This is a genomic window from Pseudoalteromonas espejiana DSM 9414, from assembly GCF_002221525.1.
GTDB classification, from domain to species: domain Bacteria; phylum Pseudomonadota; class Gammaproteobacteria; order Enterobacterales; family Alteromonadaceae; genus Pseudoalteromonas; species Pseudoalteromonas espejiana.
In genome coordinates this window covers 853,608-874,095 of record NZ_CP011028.1, presented here as the reverse complement: position 1 = coordinate 874,095, position 20,488 = coordinate 853,608, and the positions used below count along the sequence as shown (strand labels likewise).

17 protein-coding genes are annotated in these 20,488 nt (G+C 40.5%); 5 read left to right on the top strand and 12 right to left on the bottom strand.

Translation table 11 applies throughout. The annotated features are described in order from the left end of the window. Window positions 1-541 precede the first annotated feature (541 nt). Window positions 542-1,399, bottom strand: a complete 858-nt coding sequence (locus tag PESP_RS03975) for a tetratricopeptide repeat protein (protein ID WP_089346870.1) — start codon at window positions 1,397-1,399, stop codon at window positions 542-544. A gap of 113 nt (window positions 1,400-1,512) precedes the next feature. Here PESP_RS03975 and PESP_RS03970 point away from each other — a divergent pair, with 113 nt between their 5' ends. Further along, window positions 1,513-2,823: a M20 metallopeptidase family protein gene (locus tag PESP_RS03970; RefSeq protein WP_089346869.1), complete on the top strand. Its 1,311-nt coding sequence runs from the start codon at window positions 1,513-1,515 to the stop codon at window positions 2,821-2,823. 25 nt (window positions 2,824-2,848) lie between these two features. Here the strand turns inward: PESP_RS03970 and PESP_RS03965 are convergent, their stop codons facing one another. The 4 genes from PESP_RS03965 to pomA form a co-directional block, all read right to left on the bottom strand. Next, window positions 2,849-4,789, bottom strand: coding sequence for a DNA topoisomerase III (locus PESP_RS03965; protein ID WP_089346868.1), 1,941 nt, complete (start codon window positions 4,787-4,789; stop codon window positions 2,849-2,851). Window positions 4,790-4,834: 45 nt separating this feature from the next. Further along, window positions 4,835-5,341, bottom strand: a complete 507-nt coding sequence (locus tag PESP_RS03960) for a hypothetical protein (RefSeq protein ID WP_089346867.1) — start codon at window positions 5,339-5,341, stop codon at window positions 4,835-4,837. Between the two features lie 213 nt (window positions 5,342-5,554). After that, window positions 5,555-6,475, bottom strand: a complete 921-nt coding sequence (locus PESP_RS03955) for a flagellar motor protein MotB (RefSeq protein ID WP_002961733.1) — start codon at window positions 6,473-6,475, stop codon at window positions 5,555-5,557. A 2-nt stretch (window positions 6,476-6,477) separates the two neighbouring features. Then, window positions 6,478-7,245: a flagellar motor protein PomA gene (gene pomA / locus PESP_RS03950; RefSeq protein WP_004586874.1), complete on the bottom strand. Its 768-nt coding sequence runs from the start codon at window positions 7,243-7,245 to the stop codon at window positions 6,478-6,480. A 316-nt stretch (window positions 7,246-7,561) separates the two neighbouring features. Between pomA and PESP_RS03945 the strand changes: the two genes are divergently transcribed. The 4 genes from PESP_RS03945 (at window position 7,562) to PESP_RS03930 (ending at window position 12,964) form a co-directional block, all read left to right on the top strand. After that, window positions 7,562-7,804, top strand: a complete 243-nt coding sequence (locus PESP_RS03945) for an exodeoxyribonuclease VII small subunit (protein ID WP_089346866.1) — start codon at window positions 7,562-7,564, stop codon at window positions 7,802-7,804. A gap of 2 nt (window positions 7,805-7,806) precedes the next feature. Then, entirely contained in the window at window positions 7,807-8,694 is an 888-nt protein-coding gene (ispA, locus tag PESP_RS03940) for a (2E,6E)-farnesyl diphosphate synthase (protein ID WP_089346865.1), read from the top strand. A 102-nt stretch (window positions 8,695-8,796) separates the two neighbouring features. Further along, complete coding sequence (dxs, locus tag PESP_RS03935; RefSeq protein WP_089346864.1) at window positions 8,797-10,659, top strand: 1-deoxy-D-xylulose-5-phosphate synthase; 1,863 nt, start codon at window positions 8,797-8,799, stop codon at window positions 10,657-10,659. Window positions 10,660-10,852: 193 nt separating this feature from the next. Next, complete coding sequence (locus tag PESP_RS03930) at window positions 10,853-12,964, top strand: NHL repeat-containing protein (RefSeq protein WP_089346863.1); 2,112 nt, start codon at window positions 10,853-10,855, stop codon at window positions 12,962-12,964. A 51-nt stretch (window positions 12,965-13,015) separates the two neighbouring features. Here the strand turns inward: PESP_RS03930 and PESP_RS03925 are convergent, their stop codons facing one another. The 7 genes from PESP_RS03925 to PESP_RS03895 all read right to left on the bottom strand — a co-directional run bounded on the left by PESP_RS03925 (window position 13,016) and on the right by PESP_RS03895 (window position 20,480). Continuing rightward, window positions 13,016-16,102 carry a ligand-binding sensor domain-containing diguanylate cyclase gene (locus tag PESP_RS03925; protein WP_089346862.1) on the bottom strand — a complete coding sequence of 1,029 codons (3,087 nt, stop codon included), beginning with the start codon at window positions 16,100-16,102 and terminating at the stop codon, window positions 13,016-13,018. A gap of 37 nt (window positions 16,103-16,139) precedes the next feature. After that, a complete protein-coding gene (locus PESP_RS03920) occupies window positions 16,140-16,625 on the bottom strand; it encodes a phosphatidylglycerophosphatase A family protein (RefSeq protein ID WP_089346861.1) in 486 nt (161 codons plus the stop codon). Beyond that, window positions 16,622-17,596: a thiamine-phosphate kinase gene (gene thiL, locus PESP_RS03915; protein WP_089346860.1), complete on the bottom strand. Its 975-nt coding sequence runs from the start codon at window positions 17,594-17,596 to the stop codon at window positions 16,622-16,624. The genes PESP_RS03920 and thiL overlap by 4 nt, the downstream gene beginning before the upstream one ends. Window positions 17,597-17,692: 96 nt before the next feature. Beyond that, window positions 17,693-18,103 (bottom strand): transcription antitermination factor NusB, encoded by a 411-nt coding sequence (nusB, locus tag PESP_RS03910; RefSeq protein WP_089346859.1) that lies wholly within the window; start codon window positions 18,101-18,103, stop codon window positions 17,693-17,695. A gap of 15 nt (window positions 18,104-18,118) precedes the next feature. Continuing rightward, window positions 18,119-18,583 carry a 6,7-dimethyl-8-ribityllumazine synthase gene (gene ribH / locus PESP_RS03905; RefSeq protein ID WP_089346858.1) on the bottom strand — a complete coding sequence of 155 codons (465 nt, stop codon included), beginning with the start codon at window positions 18,581-18,583 and terminating at the stop codon, window positions 18,119-18,121. 101 nt (window positions 18,584-18,684) lie between these two features. Further along, a complete protein-coding gene (gene ribBA / locus PESP_RS03900; RefSeq protein WP_089346857.1) occupies window positions 18,685-19,797 on the bottom strand; it encodes a bifunctional 3,4-dihydroxy-2-butanone-4-phosphate synthase/GTP cyclohydrolase II in 1,113 nt (370 codons plus the stop codon). Window positions 19,798-19,826: 29 nt separating this feature from the next. After that, the gene (locus PESP_RS03895; RefSeq protein WP_089346856.1) at window positions 19,827-20,480 is read right to left on the bottom strand and encodes a riboflavin synthase; all 654 of its coding nucleotides are present in this window, start codon (window positions 20,478-20,480) and stop codon (window positions 19,827-19,829) included. Window positions 20,481-20,488: the final 8 nt, after the last annotated feature.

The following is a 20,488-nucleotide window of genomic DNA, read 5'->3' as shown; positions in this document are numbered from 1 at the left end:
CTGAATAACTACCTAAGTAATTATTCTGTTGGTCACTCAGTTTCAATTGAGACTCTAAATTTATTTGCCTCACTACCGAAGTAGCTTGGCTGTTAGAACTCAATCTGTACGAGTGCCCACACAGATGATTGCTTTATATTGTTAAAGAACGTTGCGATTAAAGCGTTAAACTTTATCTCGCTAGGGCTGCGCATATTACGCTTTCCTATTTTTTTGTCAACACTTAATTTTGTTAAACTTGAAAGTTTTTAAAACTAAGTTTTACTCGACTAACTAAGTGGTTTGCTTGCCTCGCTAAGCGTTGCCTGCTCTGCCGTCTCAGTGGGGTCGCATTATAGGGAGAACAGATTTTTACGCAAGCGTTTTATTGAGAAAACTTCAAATAAAACACTGTTCGCTCAATATACAATCAAAAGCCCATAAATAAGTACAATAAACATACAAAAACAACATTTAAAAACGACCTTTAATATTTTTCCTCCTTATAAAACGCATAAAGCACCTATATAGGTGCTTTATAATTTACTGTGTCACTTAGGTATTAATATAAAATACTGTATAGCTTTCTACGATATTTAGCTGCTAATGCATCACCATCAGGAAGAGAAGCGATAATTGCTAAAAAGCTCGGCTTTGCTTCATTAAAGTTTAAATCCTTTTTAAGGACAGTAAATAAAGTTTCGAGTGCCTCTTCTTTACGGCCTGCGTCATTTAGTAAGTTACTCAATTCTATTTTTAGCTCAAGGTCATTAGGGTATTGTTCAACTTGAGATTGCTTTTCTTTGATCTCTGGTGAGTCGGTTGCCTCTAAAGCAGCTTCGCATTTGGCTTTAATGTTGTGAAAGTATGCATCTTGCTCTTGTGCATCTATTGTATCTATTAATGCTTGGGCATCATCCAATTTGTGAATTTGAATACATATATCAGCTAACACTAATTTGATTCGTGCGTTCTTGCTGTCAATTTCATAGGCTTGCTTTGCGTAATTAAATGCAGCGTTTAAATCAGACTTTAATAAAGCTTGTTTAGCTTGCTCTAAAAGTAAGTCTTGCTGGGCTGGCAAATGCTTAGCAAGCACTTCGCGTATTTGCGCATCTGATTGTACGCCTGCTAATAAATCTACTGGCGCTGAATCTTTTAAAAATACCAGTGTAGGTAAAGTTTGTAAGCCAACTTGTTGTGCTAGTTGTGCAGCTAATGCTTGCTCTGCATCACAATCTAGATTAGCTACTACTATATAGTCTTTATATTGCGTCGCTAAATTTTCTAAAATTCCTATTTGGCTAATACACTCGGGGCTTTGTGGTGAGTGGAAGTTTAGCAGCACCAACTTTTGTTGTGATGTTTCACCGAGTACTTGCTGAAGGTTTTGCGTGTTGATACTAACTAGGTTGCTCATTGAATTAATTGCCATATTCATTTATTTAGGTTTTTATATGGTGGTAAACATAATAATTACAAGTCATATACCCATAAATCACATGGTATAGATATTAAACAATGAGGGAAGCCATGAAATTTAGTTACTTAAGTGCAGCACTTTTATTAGCAAGTCCATTTTTAAATGCACAATCACTTGATTTAAACCTTAAGAAAACAATGCCTGCCATAGAAAAATTTTACCTCGATTTACATCAATCTCCTGAGCTTTCTTATCATGAAGAAAAAACAGGGAAAAAAATAGCTTCTCAGTTATCTAAGCTTGGTTTTGATGTTACCGATAACGTGGGTGGTTTTGGTGTTGTCGGCATTTATAAAAATGGTGATGGCCCTACTATTATGATCCGCACCGATACAGATGGTTTACCTATTGTTGAGCAAACAGGCAAACCTTACGCCTCTAAAGTAAAAGTGATCAATGAGCATGGAAACAAAGTAGGTGTAATGCATGGCTGTGGTCACGATATACATATGAGTTCATTTATTGGCACCGCCGAGCAACTAATTGCACATAAAAACGAGTGGCAAGGTACATTGATGATGGTTGCACAACCTGCTGAAGAAGTAGGTGGTGGCGCAAAAGCAATGTTAAGTGAAGGCTTATTTAGTAAATATGCAAAGCCCGACCACGTTATTGCATTACATGTAAGTGCCAGCGTGCCTGCGGGTAAAGTTTCAATGAAAAACGAATACACTATGGCAAGTGTTGATTCGGTAGATATTAGTATAAAAGGAAAAGGTGGCCATGGCGCTTACCCGCATACTACCGTTGATCCTGTTGTTATTGCTGCTCGCACTGTATTAGCACTTCAAACTATAACCAGTCGTGAGCTTTCTCCACTTGAACCTTCAGTAATAACTGTAGGCTCAATTCATGGTGGTTCAAAACATAATGTAATTTCAGATGAAGTAAAGTTGCAACTTACTCTGAGAAGCTATAACCCTGATGTACGCACAGCTCAAATAGCAGCAATTGAACGTATAACAGCAGGCATTGCACAAAGCGCAGGGCTTGAAGAGTCGCACTACCCTGTTGTTCATGTACATGAAGATGAGTCTATTCCATCTACTTACAATAACCCAGAGCAAACAAATATTGTTAGAGGTGCTATTGCAGATGCAATTGGTGCAACTAATGTACTTAAAACTAAAGCAGTTATGGCTGGTGAAGATTTTGGATTATACGGCAGAACAGATGAAAACATCCCTATTACTTTATTTTGGTTAGGCGGTGTTAACCAACAACAATATACAAAAGCGATGGAAAATAACGAAACACTTCCTTCTTTACATTCAAGTAAGTTTGCACCTGATTATAAAGTAGCGCTACCTACAGGCATAAAAGCGATGAGTAACGCTGCGGTGGCTTTATTTAATAATTAATAAGCAGTACTTAAGAGCTCCGCAATTAAGTGGCTGCGGAGCTCTTTTTATAATTAGATTTTTTGTATGACGTTTTTTTACTACCTTTAGCAAAACGCTTTTTTAGAGGTGTTTTAGGTAGCTTTGAAAATACATGGCTATCGCAATTAACAGCTTGGTGTACAAATCCTTCAAGCTCAGCAAGTAATGGCTGTAAAAACTGCTGATAACTCATTGCTTGTTGCGCTATATCTCCTAAGCTCGACTCCCACTTAGCCGTTAAATCGGGGCTTGCTAGGCCTTGTGGTAAAACACTAATAAGTGCCAAACCGGTTTCGGTTGCTTTAATTGCTTTGCCTTCGCGTTTTAAGAAACGGCGCCTAAATAACAGTTCAATAATACCTGCACGTGTAGCCTCAGTACCTAAACCATCGGTCTCTTTTAATACTTTTTTAATTTGAGGATCTTTAACGTAACGGCTAATGCCTGTCATCGCAGCCAACAATGTTGCATCAGTAAAATGTGATGGAGGTGTAGTATGCTTTTCAATAACCTCACCTTTAGTGCAATTAAGCGCCATCCCTTTAGCTAAATGAGGTAAAGTTGCTTCTTCTTTTAACTCGCCTTTACCCATTAGTACCTTAAAACCCAAACTTACGTCTTGCTTGGCATTAGCTTTAAATAAACCACCAGCAATGGTTATCTCTACTTTGGTTTCGTTATATAGGTAATCAGGGTAGAACTGAATCACATAATGCCTACAAATAAGCTGATACACTTTTGCTTCATCAGTGGCTAAGCTGGCTGATTTTAATTGCTTTCCCGTAGGTACAATAGCGTGATGCGCAGCTACTTTTGAGTCATTAAAGCATTTACTGCGCTGCTTAGTATTAGCACCATTTACCAACTCTACTTTTTGGCCGCCATTTGCTGAAATTGCTTTTAAAATTGCAGGTGCATCTAAATGATGTTCCTTAGGTAAATAGCGATTATCTGAGCGAGGGTAAGTAATTAATTTATGGCGCTCATAAAGTGTTTGGCAAATATCAAGCACCTGCTGGGCAGCCATACCAAATGCTTTTGCCGCATCTATTTGCAGTGCTGATAAATTATAAGGTAAAGGTGCACTTTGCTTTTTTTGTTTTTGTTCAAGTGCTGTTACCTCTCCCTTTTGGTTAGTTATACGAGAAGCTACATTTTCACCAAGTGCTTTATTTAATACTCGCCCTTCTTCATCTTGGTAAGGCTCACAAGCTTTACTCGGCACCCACTTAGCTGTAAATAGCTGCTGCTCTGGAGTAACTAAATGTGCCAACACTTCATAAAATGGTTTTGATACAAAATTAGCTATTTCGTTATCGCGATTAACCACTAACCCTAAAATGGGCGTTTGTACGCGGCCAACTGATAGCACATTGCCAAACCCTGCTTTTTGCCCAGCTAACGTATAAGCCCGAGTGAGATTCATCCCAAATAACCAATCCGCGCGTGAACGAGCAAGCGCTGATACACTAAGAGGAATAAACTCTCTATTAGAGCGCATGCTACTAAGTGATTTTTTAACTGCCGCTAAATTTAAGTCGCTGATAAGTAAACGCTGAATACTTTGCTTTTTAGTTTTGCTTATTTTAGCTTGTTCTATTACCTCATCCACCAAAAGTTGACCCTCTCTATCGGGATCGCCAGCATGAACTAAAACTGATGCTTGTTTAATTAGCTTTTTTAATACCGTTAACTGTTTACGTGTTTTAGTTTTTGCTTTTAGTTGCCACTGGTCAGGCACAATAGGAAGATGTTCGAATTGCCATTTTTTAAAACGCTCATCGTAGTCATCAGGCTCTGCTTGCTCAAGTAAGTGCCCAATGCACCACGAGACACAATCACCATTAGCTACTTCTATATACCCATCGTATTTTTTATGTGGTTTTGGCAGTGCATCAGCAATTGCTCTGCCTAGGGATGGTTTTTCTGCAATATAGAGTTTCATGGGATTTGCTCAATAACTGGTTATATAAACAGTAGTTTAGCACAGCTATTTTGAAGGTGGGGAGTTTTCTCTTTTTGACCTTACACTGCCTTGCTTAGTGAAAAGGATAATTAAAGGTAAATAGCATACAACCACCGTGGCAATATTGATAAATGGCATTAGGGTCTGATAAATAACCGTACTGTAAGCTAAATCCCACAAATGGCGATCAACTAATCGGAATAGTTGTAATATAGGTGCGCCAATAACAACTAGTTGCCCAATAACACATTGCCATAGGTAAACTTTATCCTTAATACCCCAGTAAGCTATAAGTGCCATCCAAATAATATCGGTGAGCGCCCAGACTAAATAACGATAAATATAAATGTCATCAAACGCTCTTAGGCTTGAAGCAGTTAGGTTACCAAAGAGGAAAAAGGCTGCTGTAAGTAATACAAATCGAAAGGCTAGGCGATCTTTAAATACAAAAAATATAAAAATAGCCGGGCTTAGCATTAAAACCCAGCTTTTACTTAAAATACTAACAATATACAAAAACCACTCAGGCAAAATACTCTGTCCTATTTTGTTTTTGTATCGTCATCAGTACCGTCACCATTACCCGGCATATCACAATATTTATTGGTTGTTTTCACAGGCACTCCATTACATATGTTAAGGAAATGTACTGTAAGCTAAAATGGTGATATTGCCAAGATACTTAAAGGGATAAAGTACCTTAAAATGAAACTGATTTACTAAAGTTTAACGCTAGGCAATAACCTAGCGTACATCAATAGGGTCTGACTCTTTGGCCTTACCTTGCAGGATTGATATTTCTACTCGGCGGTTTCTGCGGCGATCTTCATTTGAATCGTTTGGCACAAGCGGGCGTGTATCGGCACGCCCCACTACCATCATCCGGTTTTTATCAAACCCTTGTACTGTTTGCAGTTCGCTTGCAACTGCTACCGCGCGTTTTGACGATAAGTCCCAATTATTAATATATAACTCGTTTGAAACCTGAAAATCGTCGGTATGCCCCGAAACAGTAATTTCACCGGGTACATCTTTTAGCAGCACACCAATATCTTGAATGATAGGTTTAAACTTAGGTTGTAAAAAGGCACTCCCTGATGGAAAAGATCCATTTTCACGAATACGAATAATAATTTGCTGACCTAGGGATTCAAGCTCGATAGCCCCATCTATAATTTGCTTTTCGAGTTGCTGCGCTATTTTTTTAACTAGCTCATTTGTTTGCTCTTGATCGGCCGCTGAAGTTGCTTGCTCAGATGACTGCTCTTGCGAAGTACTACGCGATTCACCACCACGCTTATCACCGCGTTGCTCTTGCCTACCACCGGCTGAGCTTTCATCGCCCGCTTGAAACTCAAGCATTTGTTGAGTCATTTCTACGGTTTGCTGTTGAATGGTTTCTATAGGGGTTGGCTCTGGTTTACCAGGGGTAAATTCCATTGCAATAACAGACGTCCCTTTTGGAATATCTTTTACTTCTATTTTATTTTGTACGCCAAAAGCAAACTTCATTGAGCCTGCTATTTGTTTAAACTTAAGTACATCCATTTCTGAAAAGGCAAGTAAGAGTACAAAAAAGCACATTAATAACGACATTAAATCAGCAAATGTTCCCATCCATGCAGGTAAACCGGGTGGTGGGCATTTGCACTCTTGATCAGACATGGTTACTCCTCGGTATCCACTTTACGCTTAGACTCAGCAAGATAATTTTTAAGTATACCTTCAATTACCTTAGGGTTTTGGCCATCTTGAATCCCTAAAATAGCATCAAGTATTAAACGCTGATTCATTGCTTCTTCGTCTTTACGTAGTTCAAGTTTAACCTGAATTGGAATAGCCACAACGTTTGCTAAAAACGCACCATATAAAGTAGTTAATAGTGCCACCGCCATGGCAGGGCCAATTGCTTTAGGGTCATCCATGTTAGAAAGCATGGCAACTAAGCCTATTAACGTACCTATCATACCCATAGCTGGCGCTATATCGGCAAGGGATTTAAACAAACCCGCTCCGAGTTCATGACGTGTGGTTGTTAAAGAAATATCTTTTTGAAGTGTGGCACGCACTACATCGGCATCGTGGCCATCTACTAGCATATCAACCCCTTTACGCATAAATGGGTTTGGTATTTCGGCTTCTTCGAGAGCTAAAAACCCCCCTTTACGTGCTGAGTCGGCAAGTTCTACCGCTTTTTCGATAAGCTCTTCTGGCGATTCAATTTTAAACATGAACGCCTTGCCTACCACTTTACCTATGCCCAGAAATTGAGACAGAGTAAAGTTTGATAACACTATAAATAGTGAGCCACCAAATACAATTACGCTAGAAGGAGCATCGGCAAACATTCCCATTTCGCCACTACTACTCATAAACATGGACATGACAATTAAACCAATTGCGCCAAGGATCCCAATTATGGTTGCTAAATCCACATTTCCTCCAAAGTATTATACTTTGTTATTCAAACTTTTATTATTAACTGCTTATCGGCAAGATACTGAAATACTTAAGCCATTTTTGCAAAAAGTGCAAAACACCGTGTTCAGCCTAATTTTAGATCAAGTTAGCCTACTAGCCTAGCTACTGATTAATTTTTATTGTACATAGTGAGAGCTAATGCGCACCTTATACTTCATAAAAAGACGATTTAAACTGATATTACTCAAAAAACAACGATCATCCTTTGACCTAGTTTAGCATTCCCCCTAAAATTGGCTCCTAAATTTATCATGCTGGCTGAAATTAAACATGGCGACTAAAAAACCTGAAAACCTAAGTTTTGAACAAGCACTCGAAGAATTATCAACCATTGTAAGTGAAATGGAACAAGGTGATTTATCGCTTGAGCAGTCGTTAAAACAGTTTGAGCGCGGTATCGCATTAGCTAATGCATCAACAGGCAAGTTACAGCAAGCAGAGCAAAAAGTGTCAATTTTAATGGGAAATGGCGAAAAAGCAGCGCTCACTTCCTTTAATAACGATATGGAATAATCGTGAGCATAAAAGAAAAAATAGAAAGTGCTCAACACGATGTTGTAACTACCCTACAGCAATACTTTGACCAGCCCCTTGATACAGAAAAAACGGTTAAACAAGCCACTGAGTATGGTTTGTTTAATGGGGGTAAACGATTACGACCATTTTTGGTGTATGCAACGGGTGAAATGCTCGGCGCTAATAAACAAGATTTAAACGTATTGGCTGCCGCCATTGAGTGTATTCATAGCTATTCACTAGTGCACGACGATTTACCTGCCATGGATGACGATGAGTTACGCCGCGGTCGCCCAACTTGCCACATTGCATTTGATGATGCGCATGCAATTTTAGCAGGAGATGCACTGCAAACATTAGCCTTTGAACTTATTGCTTCGCATACTTTTTCTTGTAATGCGCAAACACAAGTAAAAATGATTGCTAAGCTTGCAAATGCATCTGGGCTTGAAGGCATGGTTGGTGGGCAAGGTTTAGACATTGCAGCCACCGACAAAGTTATTACAGTACAAGAGCTTGAGCGAATCCATCGATTAAAAACAGGCGCTTTAATCAATTGTGCAATTACTCTAGGCGCACTGTGTAGCGAAAAAGCAGACAAACAAACCTTAGAAAACTTAAGCGTTTTTGGGTATGCTATAGGGCTGGCATTTCAAGTACACGATGACATTTTAGATGTTGAAGGCGACACCTTTACTTTAGGTAAGCCACAGGGCTCTGATTTAGCCGCTAATAAAGCGACTTATCCAGCCTTGTTAGGTATGCTGGGCGCAAAGCAAATGGCGCAAGATTTAATTGAGCAAGCGCATCAGGCATTAGCTAAAATAGATGCTGATACTTCTGTTCTTGCCGCGCTGGCAAACTACCTAATTAAGCGTGACCACTAAACGCAACGTAACCGTATTGCCATTTAGCACTGACATTATTACTCAACACTTGCATAGTTTTATAATTTAGCGCGAGTGTTAGCGAAGGACAAAATAAATACCATGACACTTGATAGTAGCAAGTATCCATTACTTAACTTGGTTGACGAACCAGCCCACTTACGCGATATAGCGCAAGATAAACTCCCTGCGTTTAGCAATGAGTTACGAGACTATTTACTCAACTCAGTATCGCAAAGTAGCGGTCATTTAGCGTCTGGTTTAGGGACAGTTGAACTAACAGTCGCCCTACATTATGTATATAACACACCTGAAGATCGCCTAGTGTGGGATGTGGGCCATCAAGCATACCCGCACAAAATTTTAACGGGTCGACGTGATTCAATGCACACCATCCGCCAAAAAGACGGTTTACACCCTTTTCCTTTTCGTGAAGAAAGTGAATACGACACGTTCAGTGTAGGCCATTCAAGTACTTCTATTTCAGCAGCGCTTGGGATGTCTATTGCGGCGCAAAAAGAAGGTAAAGGCCGTAAAACAGTTGCAGTAATTGGTGATGGTGCTATTACCGCGGGCATGGCTTTTGAAGCAATGAACCACTTAGGTGATGTTAAATCAGACATGCTTATTATTTTAAATGATAACGAAATGTCGATTTCTGAAAACGTAGGCGCGTTAACTAATCATTTTGCGCGTATTTTATCAGGCAGCTTTTATACAAATATTCGCGAAGGCAGTAAAAAGCTTCTCTCTGGTGTGCCTCCGGTTAAGGAGCTTGCTAGCAAAGTAGAAGAGCACCTTAAAGGAATGGTTATTCCTGGTACTTTTTTTGAAGAGCTAGGCCTTAACTACATTGGCCCAATTGATGGCCACGATGTAAACATGCTCGTAGATACGCTTCGTAACATGCGTAATTTAAAAGGCCCGCAGCTTTTACATATCAAAACGCAAAAAGGTAAAGGTTATAAGCCAGCTGAAGCCGATCCAATTGGCTACCATGGTGTACCAAAGTTTGATCCGACTATATCAAGCTTGCCTAAATCAAAGCCAGGTGCAGCTACTTTTTCAAAAGTATTTGGCGATTGGCTTTGCGATATAGCCGAGCAAGATGAAAAGCTAATGGCTATTACACCGGCAATGCGTGAAGGCTCAGGCATGGTGCGTTTTTCAAAAGAGCACCCAACGCAATACTTTGATGTGGCCATAGCAGAGCAACATGCAGTAACACTTGCTGCAGGTTTTGCATGCGAAGGGTTAAAGCCTGTAGTGGCTATTTACTCAAGCTTTTTACAGCGTGCGTACGACCAACTTATACACGATGTTGCCCTACAAAACTTACCTGTGTTGTTTGCCATTGACCGTGCAGGTATTGTTGGCGCCGACGGCGAAACCCACCAAGGCGCGTACGACTTAAGCTTTATGCGCTGCATACCTAATATGGTTATTATGGCACCTAGCGATACTAACGAGTGTAGGCATATGCTTTACACAGGTTATAAAGCCAACTGCCCTGTTGCAATACGCTACCCTCGTGGAAGTGCGGGTACAGCTGACATTGAAAACAACATGCAGCTACTTGAAATTGGTAAAGCCGATACAATTAAACACGGTGCTAAAGTTGCTATTTTGTCATTTGGCACACTGCTTGAAAACGCACAGCTTGCAGCAAATGAATTAAACGCAACACTTGTCAACATGCGCTTTATTAAACCGCTTGATACAGCACTTCTAGATGAGCTTGCTCAAAGCCACGACGTAATTGTTACTTTAGAAGATAACGCCATTTCTGGTGGTGCAGGCTCTGCGGTTAATGAATACTTGGCTAGCATTAAAGCCCGTATTCACGTACTTAATTTAGGTATCCCCGATGAATTTATTAAGCACGGTACACAAGCGCAAATGCATGACGAGATGGGCTTAGGTGAGCAAGGTATTTTAAGTTCAATTAAGTCGTTTATTGCTTAAGCTATTTATTTAGTTTGGTAAAAAAGGAGCCTAAGGCTCCTTTTTTATTTTTAACTTTTTTGCATCCAGTTTCATTTTACAGCCGTTATTCCTATGAGGTTAACATGTAAATAGTCCGTACTGATTAGTCTGTGGAGTATAAGCAGCTACGTTATTTACTTACATTTGATGGAATATTAAAAAGGTAAAAATGATGAACAAAGCAAACTTAACTCCCCTTTGTACACAACAATACTCACCTAAACATACGCTTAGTTTTTCTGTATTAGCACTTGCTGTGTTAATAGGTATCTCTGGCTGTAGCTCCGATGATGGAAAAAACGGCGTAGACGGAACTCCTGGCGCTAATGGACAAGATGGAACCGATGGCTCAAACGGCAACCCAGGTTTTGCCGCTGCCACATTTGTTTTAGCTAATAATGGTGAAGCGAATGCAGGTACTGTTGATTTAATTAATCAAAACGCTGCCAAGTTAAAAACATTTAATACCACCGCAAATGAAGGCGTAGCATTTGATGGCCTTGGTAACTTAATACAAGCAAGCGACAGTGCAAATGGCAGCATTAAAACAATTTGCCAACTTACAAATAGAGAAGATGGCGCAAGCTTTGCAAATAATATAGACCGAGAAATTACAGGCCCCGCCACCACACTTGTAAACCCTAAAGGGATTGCCGTTGCTAAAAAAAGTGGTCTCATTTTTATCGCTGATTTTGGTGCTATGCAAATTACTACCTTTGGTACAGGCGCTGCAGGAGACGTAGCTCCACTTGCCACCACCATTACCGAAGCCGCTCCATGGGATGTAGATTACGACCAAACTAACGATCGACTCTACGTTGCACTCACAAATGGTGATGTTGCCGTTTACGATAACTTTGTAAGTGGTGAATTTGCGGCTATGCCAAGTCGGACAATTACACCAAGCGATACTAATGGGGAGCAAATTTCAGTTAATATTCATGGTATTGTTTATGATGAAACAACCAATAAACTTATTTTATCTGATGTAAGTAGTGCATCTGATGCAACCGATGGGGCTTTATTTGTTATTAATAATGCATCATCAGCTGATGGAAATACCTCAGTAGCACGCAGTATTTCAGGGCCTGCAACTATGTTAGGTAACCCTGTCGATATTGCATTAGAGGGAAGCGACCTGCGAGTAGCTGAAAAATCTAACGATGCCATATTAGTGTTTAGCAATATATTTACTGGCAACAGCGGCGACATTACACCAGCTTTAATCACTGCCACAACTAAACCTGAGTCTATTGCCAACACGGTAGCACAAACCACCATGGCCGATATATCAGACAGTGAAACGCCTAATATGGCACTACTTGGTGTAGCTGTATCAAGTAACCCAAGTGCTGCAGGCGATACAACAGGGCAAATAAGCCGTTTTAATACTGCGCTCAATACTGAACTGGCTAGCTATAATGCAAGCCAAACCATCGAAAGCGTTAGTTTTGATAAAGCAGGTAATAGCTATACCACCTTTGATAATGCCAGCACCGGTATGGGCGGAATTGTTATTTCAACTAAAGTAGCAATTACCCGTGACGGGCAAACCTATAATACTAACCAAGATAGCATCATAACGGGCGCTAATACTGGTTTAGTATCGCCAAAAGGGCTTGATATAGCCTCAGACAGCGGCATGATATTTGTTGCCGAAAATAACGAAACTACGCCAAGTATTGCTATATTTTCTACCTGTACAACGGGTGATGCCAGCCCACTTATGAATTTAACTTTTGCTAATAATGCTCGCCCATGGGATGTAGATTACGACAGTAAAACCGACCGTGCTTTTGTGGCTTTAACCAATGGTACAGTTGCTGTATTTGACCAAGTGAAGAGCAAACTTTTAAGTGGTGAAACCAGCATAAATACAGAAGACAGACTAATTACTCCTGCAAACAATGGTGAAGCTGTCGCGGCACCTACTAATATTCATGGAATAGATTACGATGCACTAAGTGGCACGTTGATACTTTCTGATGTGGGAAGTGCGGCCGTTGCCGACGATGGTAAAATTTACGTATTAAATAATACAGCTACTGCATCGGGCTTAGTGAATATAAGCGCGACAATTAGCGGCCCTGCAACCATGTTAGGTAACCCTGTTGATATTATGTATAGCGGTAGCGATTTATACGTAGCTGAAAAATCGAATAATGTTGTCATGCGATTTAACAATATTTTAAGTACTGCCGGCGGTGATATTAGCGCCAATGCAAGTACTGATTTTACTGCTCCCGAGTCGGTTGCCATTTTACCAGCTTGGCTAAACGAGTAACTAAATAGTGTTACCCTCAACCATGCCTAGCCTACACATGTAGGTTAGGCATTATCGCATCCACACTTTAATATCAGCTAAACCATTACTTTGTAAAATACCTAGCTGCTGATCAACATTCGAATTTTGTTCAAACTCAAACGCATCTAACTGTTTATCAAAAGTAATATTAGCCACACCATCACCACCGCGTTTTTTAACTTGGTGCAATGCAATATCGGCTAAATTAATAGATGTTTCCCAGCTTATAACCTGGCCACCTAAAAGTGGTAATGGGTAAAAAGACCACCCTACAGACGCGGTAATATTAGTACTTTTACCATTAGGCAATTGAAACGAATTTAACGCAATTGCTTGGCATAAGTCTGAGGCATAGCTGTCAATCATGTTGCATTTGAAATCGCGTAATAAGAGTAAAAACTCATCACCACTCCAACGCGCTACATAGTCAGAGCCTTGAGTACGTGAGTTAAGCAATGCGGCCATTTGTTGTAAACAGCTATCTCCAGCTATTGGGCCATACGCATCATTTATGCGGCTAAAGTTATCAAAGTTAATTATTACCAGCACGAGCGACTTGCCTTGCGCTTGCAGAGACTGCGCATTACGCTGAAAGTGCTCAATATCTTTAGGGAGTTGATCAAACAAAAAGCGTCGGCTACGAAGCCCTGTAAGCTCATCAGAGTGGCTTACTAATTTAAGCTGCGAGTTAACCTGCCCTAGTTTGTCGTTTGCTTGGCGAAGCTCTAAGGTACGCTCGGTCACTAAGCCTTCTAGTATTTCTTGCTTTCTACGCTCTTGCGCTCTAAACACCCAAAAAATAAAGTAAAAGAGTAAAATAAAGCTACTTACAATAAGTAACCTAAAGTATATGGTTTCATCAAAGCGCTGCGGAACAACAAACGCATATTCAGCTGTTTTTGCTCTATCCCAATCTTCGCCTTGGCGCTTTGCTTCAAGCTCAAACAAAAATGAACCTGCAGGTAAATTTGTATAAATAGCCTCTCGGCGGGCTTTTGCATAACGCCAGTCACTATCTAATCCACTTAGCTTGTATCTAAATTCAATACTGTTTGGGGCGTAATAATCGATGGCGGTGTACTTTAACGTTATGTCACGCTCATCAGTATCCAATAAAGGTTTTTCACCTAATGCAGCCGTTGTTAAAGCGCGAAGGGGTGTAGTAAGCGTCTCTACTTTTGGCTTTAAAATATTTAAACCAAATAATTCAGTATTTTTAGGTATTTCTACAATACCTTGTAAGCTAGGGTACCAAATTGAGTAATCAGTTGTAGCTACAGCATCGTGCCCTAAACCATTACAACACTGGCTTGCTTTGCCATCTAACTGCCTATCAAAAGAAGAAATAACTTCTTCTACTTTTAAACTCGACACCTCACCTTTAAATTGTGCCACTGGCATTCGGTAAACACCTTTCATGGTACTTACCCAAACGCGCTTATAGGTTTCGTCGTACTCTAAGCTAAAAATAGAGCCATACGGTAAGCCATTGGCTGCATCTAGCTGGCGCCAATGACCTTGTAAACTTCGATAAAATAGTCCGTCGTTAAGCGAACCTATTAAAATACCCACACCCTCTATATGCAATACGCTGGTTATATAGGCACTTTCTAAAGAGGTTTGATCGCCTATTTTTTCAATTCCACGATCGGTAAAGTAATACGCCCCTTTACTGGTGCCAATTACGCCAAAGTTTGCCTTATCAAGCACGTAGGTTATAAATTTGCTACCTAAAAATGCGTTATACGCAAAAGGAGTTAAGCCACCGTAACTCAGCCTATATAGGCCACGGCCAGTACCTATCCAAAAGCCCCCTTTGCTCGAAGGGCTAATTGCAAAGACAGGGTTATCTCTTAATGCACGACCTGGAAAGCTATATAGTTTATCTTGCTCGTAAAAAAATAAGCCTCGGCCGGTTGCAATGTATAATCGAGAGCCATCAAACTGAAGATCATGTACCGTTGCCCGCCCAAATTGCGCGCTTGGTATTTTATTTATAAAGTTTTTCTTTAAGTCGAAATAGCCAATGCCACTTTTGTTTGCCACCCACAAGTTTCCATCGGGTGCTTGGCTAATTGCCATTACGGCTTCGGTCATTTGCGATAACGCTGAGTGGCGCTCAATACGCCCTTCGTGAGCAAGCCAAAGGCCTTCACTAAAGCTCGCTAGCCATACATTGTTTTGGTTATCGCGGTAAATATCGGCAAACCAAATACTTTGATCAAGCTGGCTTGGCTCTACCCATTGCCACTCGCCCGACTTAGCCCTAAAAAGTAACCGCCCATAAGTAGATACCCATAAGCCACCATTGGTATCGCTCATAAATTTATAAACTGCAGAGTTATTTGCGTTTGGTAGTGGGAAAGGCCTTAATTCATCATCTAAATCTAAAAAGTAAGCGCCCAGTTCAGAGGCTAAATATAAATTACCATTTAAAAAAGAAAGATCGTGCACTATGGTTTGCGCTAAGCGCTCAGGTAATGACACCTTAGCGGTAAGCTCTAAACGTAATTTAGAAAAATCTGAGGCATTTTTAGTTAGGCGTAATAAATGTCGATCGTTGACAAGCCAAATACCCTCAGGTGAAAGCGCCATTTGGCTAACTGAACCGACAATTTGCGTAATAACGGTAGCATTAACGATAGGGACTAACTCGTTTGCTCTATCGCGTAAATCTACTTGATTGCGGTCTACATAATAAAGGCCATTTGCAGCAATCCAAATGCTGCCTTTAGCATCTTCTAAAATATCCCTAACAGGGCCTTTAATATTAAATTCTTGTGCTGCGAGTGTTTGTGGGTTAATAACCACTAATCCGCTTTTAGTGCCCACCCATAAATAGCCATTGCTATCGATAAGTAATTTGTTAATACCATTACTAGGTAAAAAAGGACTGTTTTGCGTATTGTAGTTAGTAAATGTAGTGCCATCAAAGCGACTAAGGCCAAATTGAGTACCTACCCACATATAGCCTTGCTGATCTTGCACTACACTTTTAAGCGACTGAGAAGGTAAGCCGTCTTTTATATTCCATTGTTTAACTACGTAATCAGTAATAGAAGCCCAACTTGGCATGGCACACAACATAAGTACACACACCAGTAAAAATCGCATCATTTCGCTGCCACCTAGTTAAACAAATATAACAATAAAATTAAAAGGGTAGTAAACCTGCTTTTATTAACGCTTGCAAACAAATAAGCGAAAAAATACCGGCCAGTACATCATCGGCCATAATACCAACGCCGCCGTCCATGCGTTTATCAAGCGTTTTAATTGGTCCAGGCTTAGCTATATCAAAAAATCTAAATAATAAAAAGCCAACTAATAAGGTTTGCCAGCTTAGCGCAGCACCAATCATGGTAATGTAATAACCAGCCACTTCATCCCATACAATTGCAGGGTGATCATGCACACCCAAATCGTCGGCTGTTTTGCCACAAGCCCATATACCAAAAACACTAATCACAATGGCAAACACTATTTGTAACCATAGCGGAAAATGCATTGTCATATAAATAAACGGTAATGCTGCAAAAGTACCAAATGTACCTGGCGCAACAGGGGCAAGACCAGTTCCAAATCCTAAGCCAAATAACTGATGCGGGCGCTTTAAATTAAACTGTTTATTGCTAGTCAAACCTGCTCCTTGGCAAAGTGCTCAAAGCCCTGTTGCTCAAAATTAAATTTTTCACCGTGGTGTAAAAGCTCAATTTGACCTTCACCACTTTTTATTTGCCCAATACACGATGCTTCTACCCCATATTGGCGTAGTTTAAGATCTAACATACTTTTATTGTCATCAGATACTGTAAAGAGTAATTCGTAGTCATCACCGTAGCTTAAAATATACGGCAGTTGTTCTTCAAAGCTTAAGCTTGAGCGCATCGCATCTGAAGTGGGAATATTTTCTATATTAATACTGGCGCTTACTTGCGACATATCTAGTATATGCTCTAAATCTGCAAGTAAACCGTCAGAAACATCAATTGCAGATGACGCTAGGCCTCGCAATACTTGCCCTGCAGCAACACGCGGTGTTGGATAATCAAAGCGGTTATTTATATATTTTAAGTGCTCAGGCTCAATGGTGAGTCCTTGCTTGCGTGATTCAATAGCAAGGCCTGCATCACCTAAAGTTCCCGTTACAAATACCCAATCACCCACTTTAGCGCCGCCACGGCGTAATGCTTTGCCTTCAGGCACAGTACCTTTAGCACAAATAGTAATTGTTAAAGGGCCTTGTGTGGTGTCGCCACCAATAATTTGTACATTAAAGTACTCTGCGATTTCGTGCATGCCTTCGGTAAATTCTTCAATCCACTGCTGGCTAATATTAGGCAAGGTGAGTCCAACCGATACCCAAGTAGGCTCAGCACCCATAGCTGCTAAATCACTTAAATTTACGGCCAGTGCTCGATGGCCTAACGCGCGAGGAGAAATATCATCAAAAAAATGCACACCCGATACGAGCGTATCAGTTGTTACTGCCAGTTGGCAGTTTTGCGGAACAGTAACTAATGCACAGTCGTCCCCTATTCCTAGGTTCACATCACGACGAGTTATACCACGACCTTTAAAGTAGCGGTTTATTAATTCAAATTCCTTCATACACAAAAAAGCCGACCTATGCCGGCTCTCCTTTTTAACGTGTACTAACGTTTAATGCGCTACGTATTAATAGATAGCGCGTTAAGGGCGTTAGTATTACTTGCGTAAATGCTTAACAGCTTTATCAAGTACACCGTTTACAAATTTATGGCTGTCTTCTGCGCCAAATATTTTAGCAAGCTCAATGCCTTCATTGATTGCTACTTTGTATGGTACATCTTCACGGAATTTAAGCTCGTAAGCGCTTAAACGTAAAATTGCACGTTCTACCATATCTAAATCATCAAACGGACGTGTTAAATGCGGTGATACAGCTTCGTCTAGTTGCTTAAAATTAACGGCAACGCCACGCGCTAAATCTTTAAAGTATTCAACATCAATTTTAGTCACGTCGTTTTCGATCAACATTTGTTGTTCGATATCGGCAATTAAATTGCCACTTAATTGCCAAGAATAAACGGCTTGAAGTGCTAAGATACGTGCTTTACGTCTTGCTGCTGGTTTCACAAAAATTCCTTAAACTTAAATTTTATCTAACACATTAACCATTTCAAGCGCGCCTAATGCCGCTTCGCCGCCTTTGTTACCCATTTTGGTACCAGCGCGTTCAATTGCTTGTTCAATGCTTTCTGTGGTTAATACGCCAAATGCAACCGGGATATCATACTCAAGCGATACATTTGCAAGGCCTTTGTTTGATTCGCCAGCAACGAGGTCAAAGTGTGGTGTACCACCTCTGATCACTACGCCTAATGCGATGATTGCATCATACTCTTTTTTTGCTGCAACGCGTTTCGCTGCTAAAGGTAATTCAACTGCACCAGGTACATATACAACAGTAATGTCGTCATCAGCTACGCCACCAGTACGCTTAAGCTCATCAACAGCACCTTCAAGTAGGCTGCTACCAATAAAGTCGTTAAAACGTGAAATAACAATAGCGAATTTTTTGCCTGGAGCGTACTTATTACCTTCAATAATTTTCATTTGATAACCCTAAAAATATGTTCAAGCGGTTGCGATTGCGCAAAAATTGCTGCGCATCATACCATAAAAATAAAAAAATAGACTAGTTTAAAGCAAACCGCTTATTGCGGCTCAACGTAATCGACTACTTCTAAATGAAAGCCCGAAAGTGCATGATACTTTTTAGGGCGGCTCATTAAGCGCATTTGTTTAATACCTAAATCGGCCAGTATTTGTGAGCCAACACCAACAGTACGCGATGTACCTTTAAATTTACGAGGTGTTACGCTTTCACCGGCATCGGCCGCAGCAAATGCTTTAACTGTTGCTTCTAACTCTTCTGTGCTTTCTTGTTTACCTAAAATAACTAAGGCACCGTCATTTTTAGCAATATAAGCCATCGCATCAGAAAGGCCCCAACTACGATCCGCACTTCTATCTGAAAGTAATATATCGTTAAAGGTACTTTGCAAGTGCACGCGAACAAGTGTTGGCTCTTGCTCTTTTACTTCGCCTTTAAGCAATACGTAATGTAATTGACCGTCAATGGTATCTTTGTACGTGACTAAATCAAACTCACCGTGTTCAGTTGGCAGTTTACATTTAGCAACTTGCTCAATTGTGGTTTCGTTTAAGTTACGGTATTCAATTAAATCGGCAATAGTGCCAATTTTAATATCGTGCTCTTTAGCAAACACTTCTAAATCAGGGCGGCGCGCCATTGTGCCGTCGGCATTAAGTATTTCAACAATCACTGATGATGCTTCAAGGCCTGCTAATCGCGCTAAATCACAGCCAGCTTCGGTATGGCCTGCACGTGTTAAAACGCCACCCGGCTGTGCCATAATTGGAAAAATATGACCTGGCTGTACGATATCGCTAGGCACCGCACCTTTTGCAATGGCCGCTTGCACTGTACGTGCTCTGTCTGCTGCTGAAATGCCTGTTGTAACACCTTTAGATGCCTCAATAGACATAGTAAAGTTAGTAGAAAACGCAGCACCGTTGTTTTTAACCATTAATGGTAAGTCAAGTTGCTCACAGCGCTCTTGGGTCATGGTTAAACAAATTAATCCACGGCCATGGGTTGCCATAAAGTTTATCGCTTCAGCGCTAATGTGCTCTGCGGCAATAATTAAATCGCCTTCGTTTTCTCGGTCTTCGTCGTCCATTAAAATAACCATTTTACCGGCTTTAATATCGTCTATGATTTCTTGTGCGCTGTGTAAATTCATAAATTTGCTCATGTATGTTGTCAGTGTCGTTATTTAACAAAACCAGCTTTAGCTAGTAAGCTCATTGAAATGTCTGAGCCAGTTGGTTGTTCAGCCCCTTTAATTAGGCGCTCTAAATAACGTGCAATTTGGTCTACTTCTAAATTAACCTGTGTGCCAACTTTAAAATCGGCAATGGTCGTCTGCTCGCTCGTGTGCGGCACAATTGTTAGCTTAAACTTGTTAGCCTCAACAGCGTTTACTGTCAGGCTTATGCCATCAATACATACAGACCCTTTGTACGGAATGTATTTCATTAAGGCTTCATCGGTACTAAGCCAATATTCTGTAGCACGTGCGTTTGGAGTAATAGCTGTAATAGTTGCTATACCATCAACGTGCCCCGATACTAAGTGCCCGCCTAAACGCGATACTGGCTGCATTGCTTTTTCAAGGTTAACTATTTGGCCAATATTATAATTTGCAAACCCAGTTAGGCTGATTGTTTCGTTAGATAAGTCGGCACTAAAGCCATCAATGTGTTTATCTACAACGGTTAAGCACACACCATTAGTGGCAATACTATCGCCAAGCTTTACATCATTCATATCAAGATTAGCGCTTTGGATACGAATAGCTAAATCGCCTTGTTTTTTTTGTAGTAACGCAATTTTGCCTGTAGCTTCTATTATTCCAGTAAACATAGCCCTAC

Excerpts from the sequence above, each read along its gene's own strand:
- PESP_RS03930 (WP_089346863.1), top strand. The coding sequence starts at position 10,853 with ATGAACAAAGCAAACTTAACTCCCCTTTGTACACAACAATACTCACCT.
- PESP_RS03925 (WP_089346862.1), bottom strand. The coding sequence starts at position 16,102 with ATGATGCGATTTTTACTGGTGTGTGTACTTATGTTGTGTGCCATGCCA.
- PESP_RS03895 (WP_089346856.1), bottom strand. The coding sequence starts at position 20,480 with ATGTTTACTGGAATAATAGAAGCTACAGGCAAAATTGCGTTACTACAA.
- PESP_RS03970 (WP_089346869.1), top strand. The coding sequence starts at position 1,513 with ATGAAATTTAGTTACTTAAGTGCAGCACTTTTATTAGCAAGTCCATTT.
- ribH (WP_089346858.1), bottom strand. The coding sequence starts at position 18,583 with ATGAAAATTATTGAAGGTAATAAGTACGCTCCAGGCAAAAAATTCGCT.
- dxs (WP_089346864.1), top strand. The coding sequence starts at position 8,797 with ATGACACTTGATAGTAGCAAGTATCCATTACTTAACTTGGTTGACGAA.
- PESP_RS03945 (WP_089346866.1), top strand. The coding sequence starts at position 7,562 with ATGGCGACTAAAAAACCTGAAAACCTAAGTTTTGAACAAGCACTCGAA.
- ribBA (WP_089346857.1), bottom strand. The coding sequence starts at position 19,797 with ATGAATTTACACAGCGCACAAGAAATCATAGACGATATTAAAGCCGGT.
- PESP_RS03965 (WP_089346868.1), bottom strand. The coding sequence starts at position 4,789 with ATGAAACTCTATATTGCAGAAAAACCATCCCTAGGCAGAGCAATTGCT.
- PESP_RS03975 (WP_089346870.1), bottom strand. The coding sequence starts at position 1,399 with ATGAGCAACCTAGTTAGTATCAACACGCAAAACCTTCAGCAAGTACTC.
- PESP_RS03955 (WP_002961733.1), bottom strand. The coding sequence starts at position 6,475 with ATGTCTGATCAAGAGTGCAAATGCCCACCACCCGGTTTACCTGCATGG.
- thiL (WP_089346860.1), bottom strand. The coding sequence starts at position 17,596 with ATGAAGGAATTTGAATTAATAAACCGCTACTTTAAAGGTCGTGGTATA.